At 54.5% G+C, this 16,090-nt stretch carries 15 protein-coding genes; 4 read left to right on the top strand and 11 right to left on the bottom strand.

What is annotated here, in order from left to right:
• Nucleotides 1-9: 9 nt before the first annotated feature.
• The 3 genes from brnQ to phoB all read right to left on the bottom strand — a co-directional run bounded on the left by brnQ (nucleotide 10) and on the right by phoB (nucleotide 3,744).
• Nucleotides 10-1,329: a branched-chain amino acid transporter carrier protein BrnQ gene (gene brnQ / locus L2097_RS13975; protein WP_047371615.1), complete on the bottom strand. Its 1,320-nt coding sequence runs from the start codon at nucleotides 1,327-1,329 to the stop codon at nucleotides 10-12.
• A gap of 408 nt (nucleotides 1,330-1,737) precedes the next feature.
• Nucleotides 1,738-3,033 (bottom strand): phosphate regulon sensor histidine kinase PhoR, encoded by a 1,296-nt coding sequence (phoR, locus tag L2097_RS13980; protein ID WP_047371616.1) that lies wholly within the window; start codon nucleotides 3,031-3,033, stop codon nucleotides 1,738-1,740.
• A 21-nt stretch (nucleotides 3,034-3,054) separates the two neighbouring features.
• The gene (gene phoB, locus L2097_RS13985) at nucleotides 3,055-3,744 is read right to left on the bottom strand and encodes a phosphate response regulator transcription factor PhoB (RefSeq protein ID WP_041852545.1); all 690 of its coding nucleotides are present in this window, start codon (nucleotides 3,742-3,744) and stop codon (nucleotides 3,055-3,057) included.
• 195 nt (nucleotides 3,745-3,939) lie between these two features.
• Between phoB and sbcD the strand changes: the two genes are divergently transcribed.
• A complete protein-coding gene (sbcD, locus tag L2097_RS13990; RefSeq protein WP_250353049.1) occupies nucleotides 3,940-5,142 on the top strand; it encodes an exonuclease subunit SbcD in 1,203 nt (400 codons plus the stop codon).
• Entirely contained in the window at nucleotides 5,139-8,285 is a 3,147-nt protein-coding gene (gene sbcC, locus L2097_RS13995; protein WP_250353050.1) for an exonuclease subunit SbcC, read from the top strand. The genes sbcD and sbcC overlap by 4 nt, the downstream gene beginning before the upstream one ends.
• Before the next feature lie 140 nt (nucleotides 8,286-8,425).
• Here sbcC and L2097_RS14000 read toward each other — a convergent pair whose 3' ends face one another.
• Nucleotides 8,426-8,830 (bottom strand): hypothetical protein, encoded by a 405-nt coding sequence (locus L2097_RS14000; protein WP_250353051.1) that lies wholly within the window; start codon nucleotides 8,828-8,830, stop codon nucleotides 8,426-8,428.
• Nucleotides 8,809-9,714 carry a fructokinase gene (gene mak, locus L2097_RS14005; protein ID WP_047371621.1) on the bottom strand — a complete coding sequence of 302 codons (906 nt, stop codon included), beginning with the start codon at nucleotides 9,712-9,714 and terminating at the stop codon, nucleotides 8,809-8,811. The genes L2097_RS14000 and mak overlap by 22 nt, the downstream gene beginning before the upstream one ends.
• Before the next feature lie 99 nt (nucleotides 9,715-9,813).
• On the opposite strand from mak, the gene rdgC reads away from it, so the two are divergent.
• The gene (gene rdgC, locus L2097_RS14010) at nucleotides 9,814-10,725 is read left to right on the top strand and encodes a recombination-associated protein RdgC (RefSeq protein ID WP_250353052.1); all 912 of its coding nucleotides are present in this window, start codon (nucleotides 9,814-9,816) and stop codon (nucleotides 10,723-10,725) included.
• A gap of 54 nt (nucleotides 10,726-10,779) precedes the next feature.
• Here rdgC and ppnP read toward each other — a convergent pair whose 3' ends face one another.
• From ppnP to L2097_RS14035, 5 genes are all read right to left on the bottom strand, one after another.
• Nucleotides 10,780-11,064: a pyrimidine/purine nucleoside phosphorylase gene (gene ppnP / locus L2097_RS14015; RefSeq protein WP_047371623.1), complete on the bottom strand. Its 285-nt coding sequence runs from the start codon at nucleotides 11,062-11,064 to the stop codon at nucleotides 10,780-10,782.
• An 89-nt stretch (nucleotides 11,065-11,153) separates the two neighbouring features.
• Entirely contained in the window at nucleotides 11,154-11,831 is a 678-nt protein-coding gene (locus L2097_RS14020; protein WP_085007327.1) for an AroM family protein, read from the bottom strand.
• Nucleotides 11,832-12,027: 196 nt separating this feature from the next.
• Nucleotides 12,028-12,219: a protein YaiA gene (yaiA, locus tag L2097_RS14025; RefSeq protein WP_041852552.1), complete on the bottom strand. Its 192-nt coding sequence runs from the start codon at nucleotides 12,217-12,219 to the stop codon at nucleotides 12,028-12,030.
• 50 nt (nucleotides 12,220-12,269) lie between these two features.
• Nucleotides 12,270-12,794 (bottom strand): shikimate kinase AroL, encoded by a 525-nt coding sequence (gene aroL, locus L2097_RS14030; protein ID WP_047371625.1) that lies wholly within the window; start codon nucleotides 12,792-12,794, stop codon nucleotides 12,270-12,272.
• 269 nt (nucleotides 12,795-13,063) lie between these two features.
• A complete protein-coding gene (locus L2097_RS14035; protein WP_085007326.1) occupies nucleotides 13,064-13,528 on the bottom strand; it encodes a YaiI/YqxD family protein in 465 nt (154 codons plus the stop codon).
• A gap of 138 nt (nucleotides 13,529-13,666) precedes the next feature.
• On the opposite strand from L2097_RS14035, the gene proC reads away from it, so the two are divergent.
• On the top strand, nucleotides 13,667-14,473 hold the full coding sequence (gene proC / locus L2097_RS14040; protein WP_250353053.1) for a pyrroline-5-carboxylate reductase: 807 nt from the start codon (nucleotides 13,667-13,669) through the stop codon (nucleotides 14,471-14,473).
• A gap of 42 nt (nucleotides 14,474-14,515) precedes the next feature.
• Here the strand turns inward: proC and L2097_RS14045 are convergent, their stop codons facing one another.
• Nucleotides 14,516-16,039: an FAD-dependent oxidoreductase gene (locus tag L2097_RS14045; RefSeq protein WP_047371628.1), complete on the bottom strand. Its 1,524-nt coding sequence runs from the start codon at nucleotides 16,037-16,039 to the stop codon at nucleotides 14,516-14,518.
• Between the last annotated feature and the right edge of the window lie 51 nt (nucleotides 16,040-16,090).

Here is a 16,090-nt window from a genome sequence, read left to right on the forward strand (position 1 = left end):
ATTATGCAATCAATGGGCGCTGGATGTCACCTGACGCCCGGCGGCACGATCCCAGCACACTGCCAGAACCACCATCACCACTGTCGGCATCAACCAGGCCAGCCCCTGCTCCGCCAGCGGCAGACGCTGAGTCCAGGCCGGGAGCATATCGCTAAACGCAGACGCTTTGATACCGTCCAGCACGCCAAAGGCCAAACTGATAAACATCGCTGGCGCAATCACGCGGGTCGAATTGTGCCACCAGGAGCGCGTGAAGCTTAACACCACAAGTGCGATACACGGCGGATAAATCATTGTCAGCACTGGAATAGAAATTTGAATCAGATGGCTCAGCCCCAGATTCGACACCGCCATGGAGAAGATGCCCAGGATAAACACCAGCGCGCGATAAGAGAGCGGCAGATACTGCGAGAAGAACTCTGCACAGGCGCAGGTCAGGCCCACTGCCGTTACCAGGCAGGCGATAAAAATCAGCGCAGCCAGCAGGAGGCTGCCTGCACCACCAAAGGTATGGGCAACATAGGCATGCAAAATCGCCGCGCCATTGGCTGACTGATCCACCAGCGTCGAGCTATCGGAACCCAGACGGAACAGCGCCAGATACAACAGCGTCAGGCCAACGCCGGCCATCAGGCCAGCCCAGACGGTATAGCGGGTCAGTAAGCGGGCTTCCGTTACGCCGCGTGAACGCGCCGCATTAACGATAACGATACCAAACACCATCGCGCCCAGCGTGTCCATGGTGAGATAGCCATTCACAAAACCGTTCGAGAATGCTGCATGCTGATAAGCATCCATGGCATGGCTAATCGGACCGGCTGGCCAGATGATGGCAGCAACGGAAAGAATGATCAGCGCGATAATTTTCAGCGGCGCGAGAAAATTCCCGACGGTATCCAGCAACTTGCCAGGGTAGAGCGACACCAGAATAACCAGCGCAAAGTAGATAATGCTATAAATCAGCAATGGCAGTGAGCCTTCACCGGTCAGCGGCGCAATCCCCACCTCAAACGATACCGTCGCGGTACGCGGCGTGGCAAATAGCGGCCCCACCGCCAGATAGCAAACGGTGGCCAGCAGTACACCCGCGACTTTACCAATCGGAGTACTGAGGCTATCAACCCCACCGCCCACTTTCGCCAGCGCGACGACGGTCAGAACCGGCAGCCCCACAGCGGTAATCAGAAAGCCAATTGAGGCGGTCCAGACGTGCTCGCCCGCCTGCAAACCAACCATCGGGGGGAAAATGATATTTCCGGCGCCGACGAACAACGCGAAAGTCATAAAGCCCAGAGCAACAATGTCTCGTGGTTTTAAATGATGGGTCATAAACGTTTACTGCCTGTGGATGTGATGTTGTAAATGTTGAAATTTTCGCCTTATTTCAGCGGAACATTAGGGCGGAAATAACCTTAAAACGTAGCGGGAAACACTTCCCACATTGCGTGACGGAGAATAGTTTTTCGATTTACCACGCAAATACAGTCGGTCTGACGACATACGGGGCGCAATTTAAACGCTTATAACGTTTAAAGGCAATAAGGGATCGCAAAACCAGATGGTTATACCAACTCTACAATAAATGCCAGATGAAGATACTGTATATAAGAAAAACGGATGGCTAATCATGCGAACAAAAAATAGCCAGAGACATAATTTGTTTGAAGATTCGGGGAAAACGAAGAGAGAAAAGCGGGTCAATGACAGAAGTGGAAAGAAAAGCTGACACCTGAGGTGTCAGCTTGCGTTCTTCGCGACGAGACGTGCAGGTAAGGTAAAGCTGAAACGGGTGCCTTTGCCCGGCGTACTGTCGATCTCAAGCTTACTTTCGTGATGGTTAAGCGCGTGTTTTACGATAGCCAACCCCAGACCACTGCCGCCGGTTTGCCGCGAACGCGCTTTATCAACCCGGTAAAAGCGCTCTGTCAGGCGAGGAATATGTTCAGGTCCAATGCCCGGCCCATTATCGTCAACGATAAACTGCGCGCCAGAGGCCGCACGCTGCCAGCGCACGGTAATGTGTGTACCCGCTGGCGTATGGTTGACGGCGTTATAGACCAGATTCGAAATCGCGCTGCGTAGCTGATCCTCATTACCCAGCACTTTCAAGCCATTGTCGACGATGAATTCAAGCTCATGCTTCTTTTGGCTTAACGTCTGCGCCTCGCGCTCGACGACACGCAACATCATCGGCACATCAATAATCTCATTCGGCGGTAAGGTCGGCGCCGCTTCTATTTTGGAGAGTGTCAGTAACTGTTTGACCAGGCCTTCCATTCGCGATGTCTGCTCACGCATGGTGTGCAGCGCCTTATCACGCGGTGGCCCTTCCAGCGTCTGCTCCTGCATCATTTCCAGGTAGCCCTGCAATACCGTCAGCGGTGTGCGTAGCTCGTGGCTGACGTTAGCAAAAAAGTTACGCCGCGCCCCTTCAAGCTGATGCATTTGCGTCACATCACGCGCCACCATCAATAACTGCTGCTCGCTGTAGGGCATTACGCGGATCTCCAGGTGGCGACCACTGTTAAGCACCAGATTAAGCGGGCGGGCGAAATCTTTCGTTTTAAGGTAGCGGGTAAATTCCGGATAACGCAGCAGGTTGAGAATGTTTTGTCCGTTATCGTCCGGCCAGCGTAGATTCAATAATTGCTGCGCCAGGCCATTACACCAGAAAATAGCGCCCTCTTCGGTGGTCATCACTAACGCATCAGGTAACGACTCCGCGCCGCTACGAAAACGTTTGATCAGATTGCCCAGCTCGCGACGACGTTTTTTGTTACGCATCTGCATCTGATGCAGACCATAAAGTAGCGGTTCCCAGCTTCCCGTCCCCGGGGGTGGAGTCATACTTTTATCGACCCACAACCACCAGGAAAGACGCATTAAATTCCAGAAATGCCAGGCCAGTAACCCGGTGACTGCCGCCAGTAAAAACCAGGGCAGATAACCAAAAAAAGCGCCGAGCAGCGCAGCAGGTAGACAACAAAGGATGAGTTCGAGTACCAGCCTTTTCCATGACAGCCGTTCCAGCACGCGTCACACTCCTTTCAGATTTTAGAAACGGGTCGAGAAACGATAACCCGTGCCGCGAACGGTTTGAACCATACGATCGTGGCCGCTGTGTTCCAGCGCTTTACGCAGACGGCGAATATGAACATCCACCGTGCGGTCTTCAACATACACATTCGTTCCCCAGACATGATTCAGCAGCTGTTCGCGGCTGTACACACGCTCAGGATGGGTCATAAAGAAATGCAATAGCTTAAACTCAGTCGGCCCCATGTCCAGAGGATTTTCCCCGGTCATCACACGGTGAGAGCTTGGGTCAAGGCTCAGGCCCTGCATTTCAATGACTTCTTCTACCGCCATCGGGGAGATACGGCGCATGACGGCTTTAATGCGTGCCACCAGCTCCTTGGGCGAAAACGGCTTCGTAATATAATCGTCCGCGCCTGTCTCAAGCCCGCGCACGCGATCTTCTTCTTCGCCACGAGCGGTCAACATCATCACCGGGATATCCCGGGTCATCGCTTCACGCTTGAGATGTTTAATGAACTGAATACCTGAGCCACCTGGCAGCATCCAGTCGAGCAAAATCAGGTCAGGCCAGGGTTCATTAAGTTGGTTCACCGCGCTGTCATAATCTTCCGCTTCGACAGGTTGAAAGCCGTTTTGTTCGAGCACGAAGCACACCATCTCACGGATTGGCGCTTCGTCTTCTACGACCAGAATGCGTCTTGCCATAATTTGCCCTGTTTAATTTGAGTCATCAGCTAAGTGCGGCGCCATTATGCGTCACTTTTGTGACAGATTTATGAAACAAATGACCAACAGGTGACTCAAGCCTTTGTTTTATGACAGTGGGGAATTGTTTCACTGGCGGCTCGTGTGCCCCTGAATGTTATAATCGCGTTTACGCTTTTTTGCCACGGAACCGCTATGCGCATTCTCCATACTTCGGACTGGCACCTGGGTCAGAACTTCTACAGTAAAAGCCGCGCCGCTGAACACGACGCCTTTCTCACCTGGCTACTGGAAACCGCAGAAGAACACCAGGTCGATGCCATTATTGTTGCTGGCGACATCTTTGATACCGGCTCCCCGCCCAGCTATGCGCGCGAGCTGTATAACCGCTTTGTAGTGAAATTACAGCAAACGGGGTGTCATCTGGTGGTGCTGGCGGGGAACCATGATTCCGTCGCCACGCTGAATGAATCGAAAGATATCCTCGCCTGGCTAAAGACCACCGTTGTCGCCAGCGCAGGCCACGCGCCTTTTTATTTACCGTTGCGTGATGGCTCGCCCGGCGCGATTTTCTGCCCGGTGCCTTTTTTACGTCCGCGCGACATCGTGACCAGCCAGGCGGGACGCTCCGGGCAAGAAAAACAGCAACATTTGCTCGAAGCCATCACCCATTACTATCAGCAACAGTATAAGGCCGCCTGCGAATTACGCGGTGACAGCGTGCTGCCAATCATCGCCAGCGGGCATCTGACCACCGTCGGCGCCAGTAAGAGTGATGCCGTACGTGACATCTATATCGGTACGCTTGATGCCTTCCCTGCGCAAAACTTTCCGCCTGCGGATTACATCGCGCTTGGGCATATTCACCGTCCGCAAAAGCCTGGCGGACAAGAGCATATCCGCTACTGCGGCTCACCGATCGCACTGAGCTTCGACGAAACCGGTAACAGCAAATATGTCAATCTGGTGACATTTTCAGCAGGGAAACTGGCGGATGTGACAGCGCTGGAAGTCCCTGTTACGCAGCAACTGGCGGTTATAAAGGGCGATCTTGCGTCGATTCGTCAGCAGCTTGAGCAGTGGCGAGGCGGTCCAACGGATGCCCCCGTCTGGCTGGATATTGAGATCGCGACCGAGGATTATCTGAGTGACATGCAGCGAAAAATTCAGGCACTCACCGCCGATCTGCCGGTCGAGGTGTTATTGGTTCGCCGCAGTCGCGAACAGCGGGAGCGCATCCTCGCGGGGGAGCGTCGCGAAACCCTGAGCGAGTTAAAAGTGGAAGAGGTTTTCGCGCGTCGCCTGGCACAGGAGGAGCTTGATGACGTCCAGACTGCCCGCCTGCAGTCGCTCTTTTCCGAAACGCTCCACTCGCTCAATCAGGAGCATGACGCATGAAAATCCTCAGCCTACGCCTGAAAAACCTTAACTCATTAAAAGGCGAGTGGAAGATTGATTTCACCGCTGAACCTTTTGCCAGTAACGGCCTGTTCGCCATCACCGGTCCCACCGGCGCCGGCAAAACGACCCTGCTGGATGCCATCTGTCTGGCGCTCTACCACGAGACACCACGCCTGAATACCGTTTCGCAGTCGCAGAATGATCTGATGACCCGCGACACCGCCGATTGCCTGGCAGAAGTCGAATTTGAAGTTAAAGAGGTCGCTTATCGCGCATTCTGGAGCCAGAGCCGTGCGCGTAATCAGCCGGACGGCAATTTACAGGTCCCTCGTGTCGAGCTGGCCCGCTGTGCGGACGGCAAGATCCTCGCCGACAAAGTGAAAGATAAACTGGAACTCACCGCTGCCTTAACCGGGCTCGATTATGGCCGTTTCACCCGTTCCATGTTGCTCTCCCAGGGGCAATTCGCTGCGTTCCTCAATGCCAAACCGAAAGAACGCGCAGAACTGCTCGAAGAGCTGACCGGCACCGAAATCTATGGGCAGATTTCCGCCGATGTGTTTGAAAAACATAAAGTTGCCAAAGTCGAGCTGGAGAAACTGCAGGCGCAGGCCGAAGGCGTCGTGCTACTTACCGATGCGCAGCGGGAATCCCTGAATGCAAGTGTGCAGGCGCTCACTGACGAAGAACAGCGCCTGTCAGACGGGCAGCGCAGGGTGCAGGAGCAACTGAACTGGCTGATTCGCAGCGGTGAACTGCAAACCACCTGCGACCAGGCACAAAAAACCTGGCAGCGGGCACAGCAGGCACGTACCGACGCCGAACCACAACTGGCGCGGCTTGCACGGGTGCAACCCGCCCTGCTACTGCGGCCTGTCTGGGAACGGTTGCAGGAGCAACGCAAAGCACAGGACAGCCGTCTTCGCCAGAATGAAGAAGTGAATACTCGCTTACAGGCGAGCCTGGCGTTACGGGCACAGATTCGCGCCAGCGCCGCACGCCAGCATCAGGAATTGATGGCGTCGCAAAAAACGCTCTCACAGTGGCTTGAAGACAACAAACGCTTCCAGCGCTGGCAGACCGAGTTAACCGGCTGGCGGGCGATGCTAAGCCAGCAGGAAGATGACAAAAAGCCGTGGCATGCGCTGCAGGAACGCATTCAACAAAATGAACACAAATTACGTAACCTGATGACTGTTTCGCTGGAGATGACCACCGACGAGGTTACTGCAGCGATGACGCTCTGTGCGCAGAATCGCCCGTTACGTCAGCGACTAACCGCCCTACATGCACGTTTTGCCCCGCTACAAAAACATCTCGCCCAGCGTCAGCAAAGCCTGAGCGAACTCAAAGCGGAGCAGGAAAAACTGACGGCCGAACTGGCGCTTAAGCGTGAGCAATATAAAGAAAAAAACCAGTTGCTGACGGATATCCGCACCCTTTGCGAGCTGGAAGACCGCATCCATAGTCTGGAATCCGAACGTGCCCGCCTGCAACCGGGTCATGCCTGCCCGCTTTGTGGTTCGACGACGCACCCTGCGATTGCTGAGTATCAGGCCATTGTCCCTGGCGTGAACCATGCCCGCCGCGATGCCCTGGATCTCGAAGTACGCCAGATAAAAGAAGATGGCGTGGCGCTCGGCGAACGTCTGAAAGGGATAAGCGAGCGTATTGAAAAAGATGACCGCGAAGCGAAATCACTTCGGGAACAGGAGCAAACGCTCACAAACGAGTGGCAGGAACTGTGCCTGGCGTTGAACATCACCCTGCGGCCGCACCATGACATCTCCAGTTGGTTGGGCGCGCAGGATGCCTACGAACATCAGCTTTATCAGCTGAGTCAGCGCTTGACATTACAAAGCCAGATCAATGAGTTACGCCAGCAGGTTCAGCAATACCAGCTGGCGGCAGAGGCGCGCCGGGCAAGTCTGGCTGCCATGCTGGAGCCGCTGGGGCTAACGCTGCCGCCAGAAGGTGAAGAGGCACAATGGCTGGCAGCGCGCACAGCAGAAGCCGAACTTTGGCAGGAAAAACAGAGTGCATTTAGCACATTGCACGAGCAGATTGCGCTGCTGACACCGCTTCTCGATACCCTGCCGGAAGACGCTATCCCGGCAGAGATAAAAACCGTTGCCTTAGACAACTGGCGGCAGGTACATAACGATTGCGTGTCACTGCACAGCCAGTGGCAAACGCTGCAGCAGCAACTGAGGCATGAGACGGAGCGTCTGGCAGAGCTGGAAAAACAGTTTGTCGATGCGCTGGCAAACAGTGAGTTTGCCGATCAGCAGGATTTTCTCGATGCGCTGTTGAGCGACGACGAGCGCACGCGCCTGGAACAGCTTCGCCAGCGTCTCGATAGCGATGAGCAACAGGCAAAGGTACTGGTCGCCAGCGCTGAACAGGCTCTCGCAGCACACAACGCACAGCTTCCCGCCCCTCTGAGTGACGATACTGATACTGAAAAATCCCGTGAAGCGCTGGCATTGCTGGCGCGCCAGCTACGTGAAAATACCACCCGCCAGGGGGAATGCCGTCAGCAACTTAAACAAGATGCGGACAACCGCCAGCGCCTGCAGGCGCTGATGCTGGACATTGAAAGTGCGGCGCTGCGCTGCGACGACTGGGGGCATCTCAATGCGCTGATTGGCTCGAAAGAAGGGGATAAATTCCGTAAGTTCGCCCAGGGGTTAACGCTCGATAATCTGGTATGGCTGGCCAACAATCAGTTGAACCGCCTGCACGGGCGCTATCTGCTCAAACGCAAAGTCAGCGAGGCGCTAGAGCTGGAAGTCGTCGATACCTGGCAGGCCGATGCGATACGTGATACTCGCACGCTTTCCGGCGGTGAGAGCTTCCTGGTGAGCCTGGCGCTGGCGCTGGCGCTGTCGGATTTGGTGAGCCATAAGACCCGTATCGACTCACTCTTCCTGGATGAAGGGTTCGGCACCCTGGACAGCGAAACACTGGATACCGCGCTCGATGCCCTCGATGCGCTGAATGCCAGCGGCAAAACCATTGGCGTCATCAGCCATGTGGAAGCGATGAAGGAGCGTATTCCGGTGCAGATTAAAGTCAGGAAAATTAACGGCCTGGGTTACAGCAAGCTGGATAGCGTGTTTTCGGTGCCGCACACCTAATCGGTAAATACCCCGGATGCGGCGCAAACGCCTTATCCGGGCTACCGATCAACAACGTGCCACATATCGTAGCCCCGGTAAGCACAGCGCCACCGGGGTCGTTCCCGGATGCGGCGCAAACGCCTTATCCGGGCTACCTTTCAACAATGGGCCACATATCGTAGCCCCGGTAAGCGCAGCGCCACCGGGGTCGTTCCCGGATGCGGCGCAAACGCCTTATCCGGGCTACCGATCAACAACGTGCCACATATCGTAGCCCCGGTAAGCGCAGCACCACCGGGGGTCGTTCCCGGATGCGGCGCAAACGCCTTATCCGGGCTACCTTTCAACAATGGGCCACATATCGTAGCCCCGGTAAGCGCAGCGCCACCGGGGGTCGTTCCCGGATGCGGCGCAAACGCCTTATCCGGGCTACCTTTCAACAATGAGCCACATATCGTAGCCCCGGTAAGCGCAGCGCCACCAGGGGTCGTTCCCGGATGCGGCGCAAACGCCTTCGACAACGTGTCACATATCGCGGGGATTACACCTGCGGCCACAGCCATGCCGCGCCGCGTACGCCGCTGGAATCCCCGTGCAGCGCTTTGCGGATCGGGGTTTCACACTCGCCGCCGAAAACCCAGTTTTTCACCAGATTCGGTACGGTTTTATACAACCGTTCCACATTGCTCATCCCGCCGCCGAGTACAATCACATCCGGGTCGAGAATGTTCACCACATGGGCCAGCGACTTCGCCAGACGTAGCTCGTAGCGGCTTAACGCCAGCTCGGCCAGTGGATCCTGCTCTTCCACCAGGCGAATGATTTCATTGCCTTTAAGCGTATGTCCACTCAAGCGCTGATAATCGGTGCCAAAGCCGGTGCCGGAGATAAAGGTTTCGATGCACCCTTGTTTGCCGCAGTAACATGGCACTTCTTCACGATAGCGCAGCTCATCCTCATCCATCCACGGTAGCGGATTATGCCCCCACTCGCCCGCCGTCCCGTTGCCGCCGATATGCGAGCGACCATTGAACGCCAGTCCCGCTCCGCAGCCCGTACCGATAATTACCGCAAACACGGTCTGCGCGCCAGCCGCTGCACCATCCACTGCCTCAGAAACGGCCAGGCAGTTAGCGTCATTCGCCAGACGAACTTCCCGGTTTAAACGTTGGCTTAAATCTTTATCGAACGGCTTGCCGTTGAGCCAGGTTGAGTTGGCATTTTTTACCACGCCCGTATAAGGGGAAATAGAGCCGGGGATCCCCATACCGACGGTGCCGGTTTGCCCGGTTTCTTTCTCAGTCAACGCCACCAGCGAGGCCAGCAGATCAAGGGTTTGATGGTAATCACGCGGCGTCGGCTGACGATGGCGAAACAGCTCGTCGCCGCTATCGCTGAGCGCAATGATTTCCGTCTTTGTTCCGCCTAAATCGATACCAATACGCACATAATGCTCCTCATAGTTGGACAACGCATTCACATGCAAGCGCGGCGACAATTGGTTATCATGCCCGCTGCAATTAACGACTAGACCGTGGAAAATATCATGCTGTGGTTCAAAAATTTAATGGTTTACCGTCTCAGCCGCGATGTAGCGCTGCGGGCGGATGAGATGGAAAAACAGCTTGCCCCACTATCGTTTACCCCGTGCGGTAGTCAGGATATGGCGAAAACCGGGTGGGTTCCACCGATGGGTTCACACAGTGACGCGCTGACCCACACTGCGAACGGTCAGATTATTATCTGCGCGCGCAAAGAAGAGAAAATTCTGCCTGCTCCGGTGATTAAACAGGCGCTGGAAGCCAAAATTTCCCGTCTTGAGGCCGACCAGGGCCGCAAGCTGAAAAAAACCGAAAAAGATTCCCTGAAAGACGAAGTTCTGCACTCGTTGCTGCCGCGTGCTTTCAGCCGTTTTAGCCAGACTATGATGTGGATTGATACCGTTAATGGTCTCATTATGGTGGACTGCGCCAGCGCGAAAAAAGCGGAAGATACGCTGGCGCTGCTGCGTAAAAGCCTGGGTTCTCTGCCGGTTGTCCCCCTGACGCTGGAAACGCCTATTGAACTGACGCTGACGGAATGGGTACGTTCCGGTACGGTGGCGCAGGGCTTCCAGCTTCTCGATGAAGCCGAGCTGAAAGCCATCCTGGAAGATGGCGGCGTCATTCGCTGTAAAAAACAAGAACTGGTCAGCGATGAGATCGCCGTGCATATCGAAGCAGGCAAAGTGGTGACCAAACTGGCGCTCGACTGGCAGCAACGCGTTCAGTTTGTTGTGTGTGATGATGGTTCGATTAAGCGCCTGAAATTTGGGGATGAGTTACGCGATCAGAACGAAGATATCGACCGCGATGATGTCGCCCAGCGCTTTGATGCCGATTTTATTCTGATGACCGGTGAACTGGCGACGCTGATCCACAGTCTGGTAGAAGGACTGGGCGGCGAAGCCCAGCGCTAAGACGAAAAACAGCAGACGCTAAAAGCAGAACGCCCGGTTAAACCGGGCGTTTTTTTACAGATAACGGCACAGATAAGACGTCGGCTCGGCTACCTGCAGATGGAATTCACTTTGTCCGGCAACATTGAACACTTCACCCGCAGAGTAAGTCTTCCATTCCGTTTCACCAGGCAGAAGAACGTGCAGAGCACCGCTAATAACCGTCATCTCTTCCGGTTGCGCGGTACCGAAGGTGTATTCGCCTTCCGCCATCACGCCCACACTGGCACGGCCAGTACTACTGCTGGTAAAACCAATCGATTTCACTTTACCGGAAAAGTATTCGTTACTTTGAAGCATGAACTGGCCCTTAAAAAAGAAAATGTGTGGAAAAACACTATAGAGGCCAGACTTCGCTCCTGTCACGCGAAATTGCAGGAAAAGACGGCTTATACCAGCAGTTCCGAGGCGAGACGCGCCACCAGAACATTAGAGAGTAGAACGGGCACATCCAATGATTTCTGGAGCAAATCTCTATGCCATTGATGAAAACCGAGGCAATCAAGCATTAATACGTCCGCACCTTGTTCAATAAGTTCTTTTCCCGCGGTTACCAGTTCGTACTCAGTCGCCTTGTACGGATGCGCCAGGGTATATAACGGTGTCTTTTCCAGCACGCTCCATTTTCGCTGCTGCTGTTGCATCAGCTCAGGAATCGGCACGATCACCCCAACCTGATGACCGTCAACAATGGAGGCTACAAGCGGTGGAATGATGCGCTGTGGCTCGATCAGAATGGCGTTTCGCGCATTAAGCCCACAAATATCCGCGGTACTCATCAGCAAAATAACGTCGTAGCCCTGGTTATCCATCACTTCGATAACGCTTTGCAGATCACGCTCCACTTTTTGACGCGAGACCATAGCAATACTGCCATCAGACAAGCGCGTGGGGAGCGGCGTCTCACCCCGATCAACCCTGTACTCTGTCAGGGCGTCCTGAGGGTCCATTTTACCAAGCAGGCTGAAATGGGTTATCTGCTGCTCAGAAATATGCTCGATCAGCAACGGTAATATCGTTTCTACAGGCACCACACCTATGGTGAGGATCGCCATCGTTGCGCTCATTTTGTTTATCCACCTTGCAACACTGCTTTTTTGTTAATGCCTTGACGCAGTCTGAACCGACAGACAATGTCTGGTTCTTAAAAATTCCCAAATACGCCAGTAATGTCTGATTATTGATGGTCCTCATCCATCTTGCCAGGGGGAAAAATGTGATGAGGCGCCACTTATTTCATGTTTCAGAACTTTTTTAAAGCAGTCAGTTTTTATCTGGATCCTCATAGCGCTTTTTAGCATCCAGTGCTTCCTGCTCAGTGGGATGTTCGCTGATTAATGAGTCAGGTTTGGGATGATCGGCACGTAATTCGTACCAGGTGACGGTCTGCCCGGCTGTGCCTTTTTCTACAGCAACAACACGGGCTTCACGAGGATAAGGTGGTTTACCAGGCATGACGTTACCTCAATTACAGTGTCAGGCCTTAAGTATAGACAATCGTTTCGCTAGCTGGCGCGCGCCAGACGCAGAGCTGTCTGAATTTCAGCGATCACCAGGTCAAGATCTTGCGCCGCATTCACCACATGATGTGCGGCTTCGCGGTAAAGGGCTTCACGACCGGCCAGAATTTCACCCACTTCTTCGCGGACAGGTTTACCGGTCAATGTCGGACGCTGACTCTCTTTTGGATACGCTTCCAGACGCTCGACCAGCACAGAAACAGGCGCAGACAGGTAAATCACCACGCCCTGTTCGCGCATAAATTTGCGATTGTATTCACTCAGAATGATGCCGCCGCCTGTGGCGACAACACGCGCAGGGGCGGTGACAGCCTCCAGCGCTTCGGTTTCACGCGCGCGGAAACCATGCCAGCCTTCTTTGCTTACGAGCTGGGCGACGGTCATCTGCGCCTGCTCCTGCAACCAGTGGTCTGTATCGACAAACTGACAAACATGTAACTGTGATAACGCATGACCAACGGTAGTCTTACCGCAACCACGTGCGCCAATTAAAAAAATGGGTAGCGTCATGAACGGATGTTCCCTCTGATATCGCAAGGTGAAAAAAGAAAAATAAGATAACGGTAAATCACCCTGCCGGGCGTTGAGCGATCGTAAACAAATCGTTACGCATCAAAAACAACTTGCATCCTTCCTCATAAAAACCCAGAGACGACGCCACATTTGAGTGTAAAGATTTTAATGCAACCTATGTAGCGATAACCTTACTTTAAAAGATTGTATGTTGACAAGCCCACAGGCCCGTTTAGCGTAACATATTCATATAACAGTTGATGATACTACTCATCAGCCTGGCGGCGCTGACGCTCAAGCAGCCATTTGTCCAGTTGGGCGGCAAATTGCTGGCGGTCACGCTGGGACAAGCTGTCCGGACCGCCTGTCTGGATCCCGCTGGCGCGCAGCGTATCCATAAAGTCTCTCATCGTCAGCCGTTCGCGAATCGTCGCTTCGGTGTAGCGCTCTCCGCGTGGGTTAATGGCTGCCGCGCCTTTGGCTAAGACTTCCGCCGCCAGCGGGATATCTGCCGTGATCACCAGATCGCCCGCCTCACACAGCCGTACAATTTCGTTATCTGCGACATCAAACCCCGCCGCAACGCGTACGGAACGGATAAAGCGCGATGGCGGTACGCGGATATTTTGATTCGCCACTAGCGTCAACGGCGTTTGCGTGCGATCGGCTGCACGAAACAGAATCTCTTTAATCACATTCGGACACGCGTCCGCATCAACCCAAATCGCCATTATCGCTCCTCACTCTCGTTTCGGGCATTGTCGCGTTAAATGCCCCGCTTCGCAAAGGATGACGTTAAGCTTTAGCCCTGTAAGCCTTTCCACGTTAAGCTATAACTCAGAACACTTAACAGCAGAGAGACAGACGTAATGGATAAAAAAATCGGTTTTATCGGCTGCGGCAACATGGGCAAAGCCATTCTCGGCGGTCTGATCGCCAGCGGCCAGGTACAGCCCGGGCAGATTTGGGTCTATACCCCATCGCCGGATAAAGTCGCCGCACTGCATGATCAGTACGGCATTAACGCCGCGCAGAGCGCGCAGGAAGTGGCCCAGATAGCCGACATCGTCTTTGGTGCGGTAAAACCGAATATTATGGTCAAGGTGCTGAGCGACGTCGCATCCAGCCTGAACAAAGAGTCTCTGGTCGTATCGATTGCCGCAGGCGTCACGCTTGATCAACTGGCACGTGCGCTGGGCCACGATCGGAAAATCGTACGCACCATGCCTAATACACCGTCGCTGGTGAATGCCGGTATGACCTCCATTACGCCCAACGCCCTGGTGACGCCGGAAGATATTGCCGACGTGCTTACTATCTTCCGCTGCTTTGGCGCTGCCGAAGTGATTGCCGAACCGATGATCCATCCGGTGGTCGGTGTCAGTGGTTCCGCCCCGGCGTATGTCTTTATGTTTATCGAAGCCATGGCCGATGCCGCCGTACTGGGCGGGATGGCACGTGCGCAGGCTTATAAATTTGCCGCGCAGGCAGTGATGGGATCGGCAAAAATGGTACTCGAAACCGGCAAGCATCCGGGAGAGTTGAAAGACATGGTCTGCTCACCTGGCGGTACGACCATCGAAGCGGTCAAAGTGCTTGAAGAGAAAGGCTTCCGCGCGGCTGTTATCGACGCTATTCAGGCCTGTATGGCGAAATCCGAACAGATGAGCAAATAAATCCCTGATTGCGCCGCCGGTCTGCCAGCGGCGCAATCAGCGCTACGCCAGCATCTCACTGGCCTGACGCAGAGGCATCGGCTGCTGCATTTTCACCAGCAGTTCTGCCGTTGCCGTATTTTCACCACAGCTCAGCACCGCTTTCAGCATGCCCTCTTCGCCATAGAGCACCGCAAAGCGTTTACTCTCAAACGAGCCGAGCATTTTCACACTGTCCCACTCCCGCGCATAGCCCAGATATTCAAAGCGCGTACCGAAATGGGTAGTCCAGAAAAACGGCACCCGATCAAACGCGTGATGTTCACCCAGCATATTTTTTGCCGCCAGCCGCCCCTGCTGTTGCGCCACGCGCCAGTGTTCAATCCGGCGTCTGCCTTCCGGCGCAGGATAGCTGGCGATATCGCCTACCGCCCATACACCTGGTGCGGCGCATAAGGTTTCATCCACCGTCAGGCTGCCGTCTTCTTCATGATGAAGATCATGGGCCAGATCGGTAAATGGACGAACCCCGGTGGCAAACACCACCACATGTGCAGGCAGCGTAAGGCCATTTTTCAGGCGTACCCCCTGTACATGCCCGTTGCCCTCCAGAGCCGCAGGTTCCCCGGTCACAAATTTCACGCCATTCTGCTTATGCATATTGAGAAAGTGCTGGCCCATCTCTTCACCAAACTGCGGAACAAAAGGCAATTCATGACGCGACACTACCGTCACATCGATATCCTGATTGCGTAAGGCTGCGGCCAGCTCCATGGCAATAAAGCTATTGCCGATGATCACCAGTTGATGTTCCTGCTCCACATCGCTGAGCAACTGCCGCGCCTGATGGAGATCCCGCAAAACGTGGACGCCACTCAGATGATTTCCTTCAATATCCGGACATAATGGCTGCCCGCCTGTCGCCAGCAACAGTTTGTCAAAATGGAGCGTTTGTCCGTTACTCAGGGTGAGAAAGCGCTCGCGGCTGTTGAGGTCAGCCACCTCTTCACGCAGGCTTTCAACGCCCGGCTGCTGGTAAAACGCGTCATCCAGCACATGCGGCACATCACTGATTTTCATTTTGCCCGCAGGGACAAATTTGCTCAGTGCCGTACGGTCATAGGGGGCATCTTGTTCTTTATCGATAAGGATCAAACGCCCGGCGTAGCCCGAGTCACGCAGTGTGATGGCGGCGGAACTCCCGGCGGCCCCGGTTCCCAGAATAACCGTGGTCTGCTCCTGTTCACCACGGATCAGCGGCCTGCTGGCAGGGGACATTGGCCGTGGATTGACCAGGACGCGGTTTTGCTCCAGCAGCACCGGATACTGCTTAAGGCTGGTCAACGCAAGCGGCTCAAGCCATTGTCCATTTTTAATGTCGAATTCAGCTTTGTGCCATGGGCACACCAGGCGCCCTTCACAGACAGCCCCTTTTTCCAGGGGGGCGCCCGCATGGGGGCATTTACTCTGAAATGCACGCACCTGGGTTAAGGTGCGGATGAGGATCATGGCGGTACCCGCCACTTCGACTTTAACCGGCGTATTCTCCGGTAGTGAATTGATATCTAAGACGTATTGGTAGCTCATAACATTGCTCTCGTGTCAGTGTTGGTGATACGGACGTAACGCCAGACAGCG

The organism is Citrobacter sp. MNAZ 1397 (assembly GCF_023613995.1).
Lineage (GTDB): Bacteria > Pseudomonadota > Gammaproteobacteria > Enterobacterales > Enterobacteriaceae > Phytobacter > Phytobacter ursingii.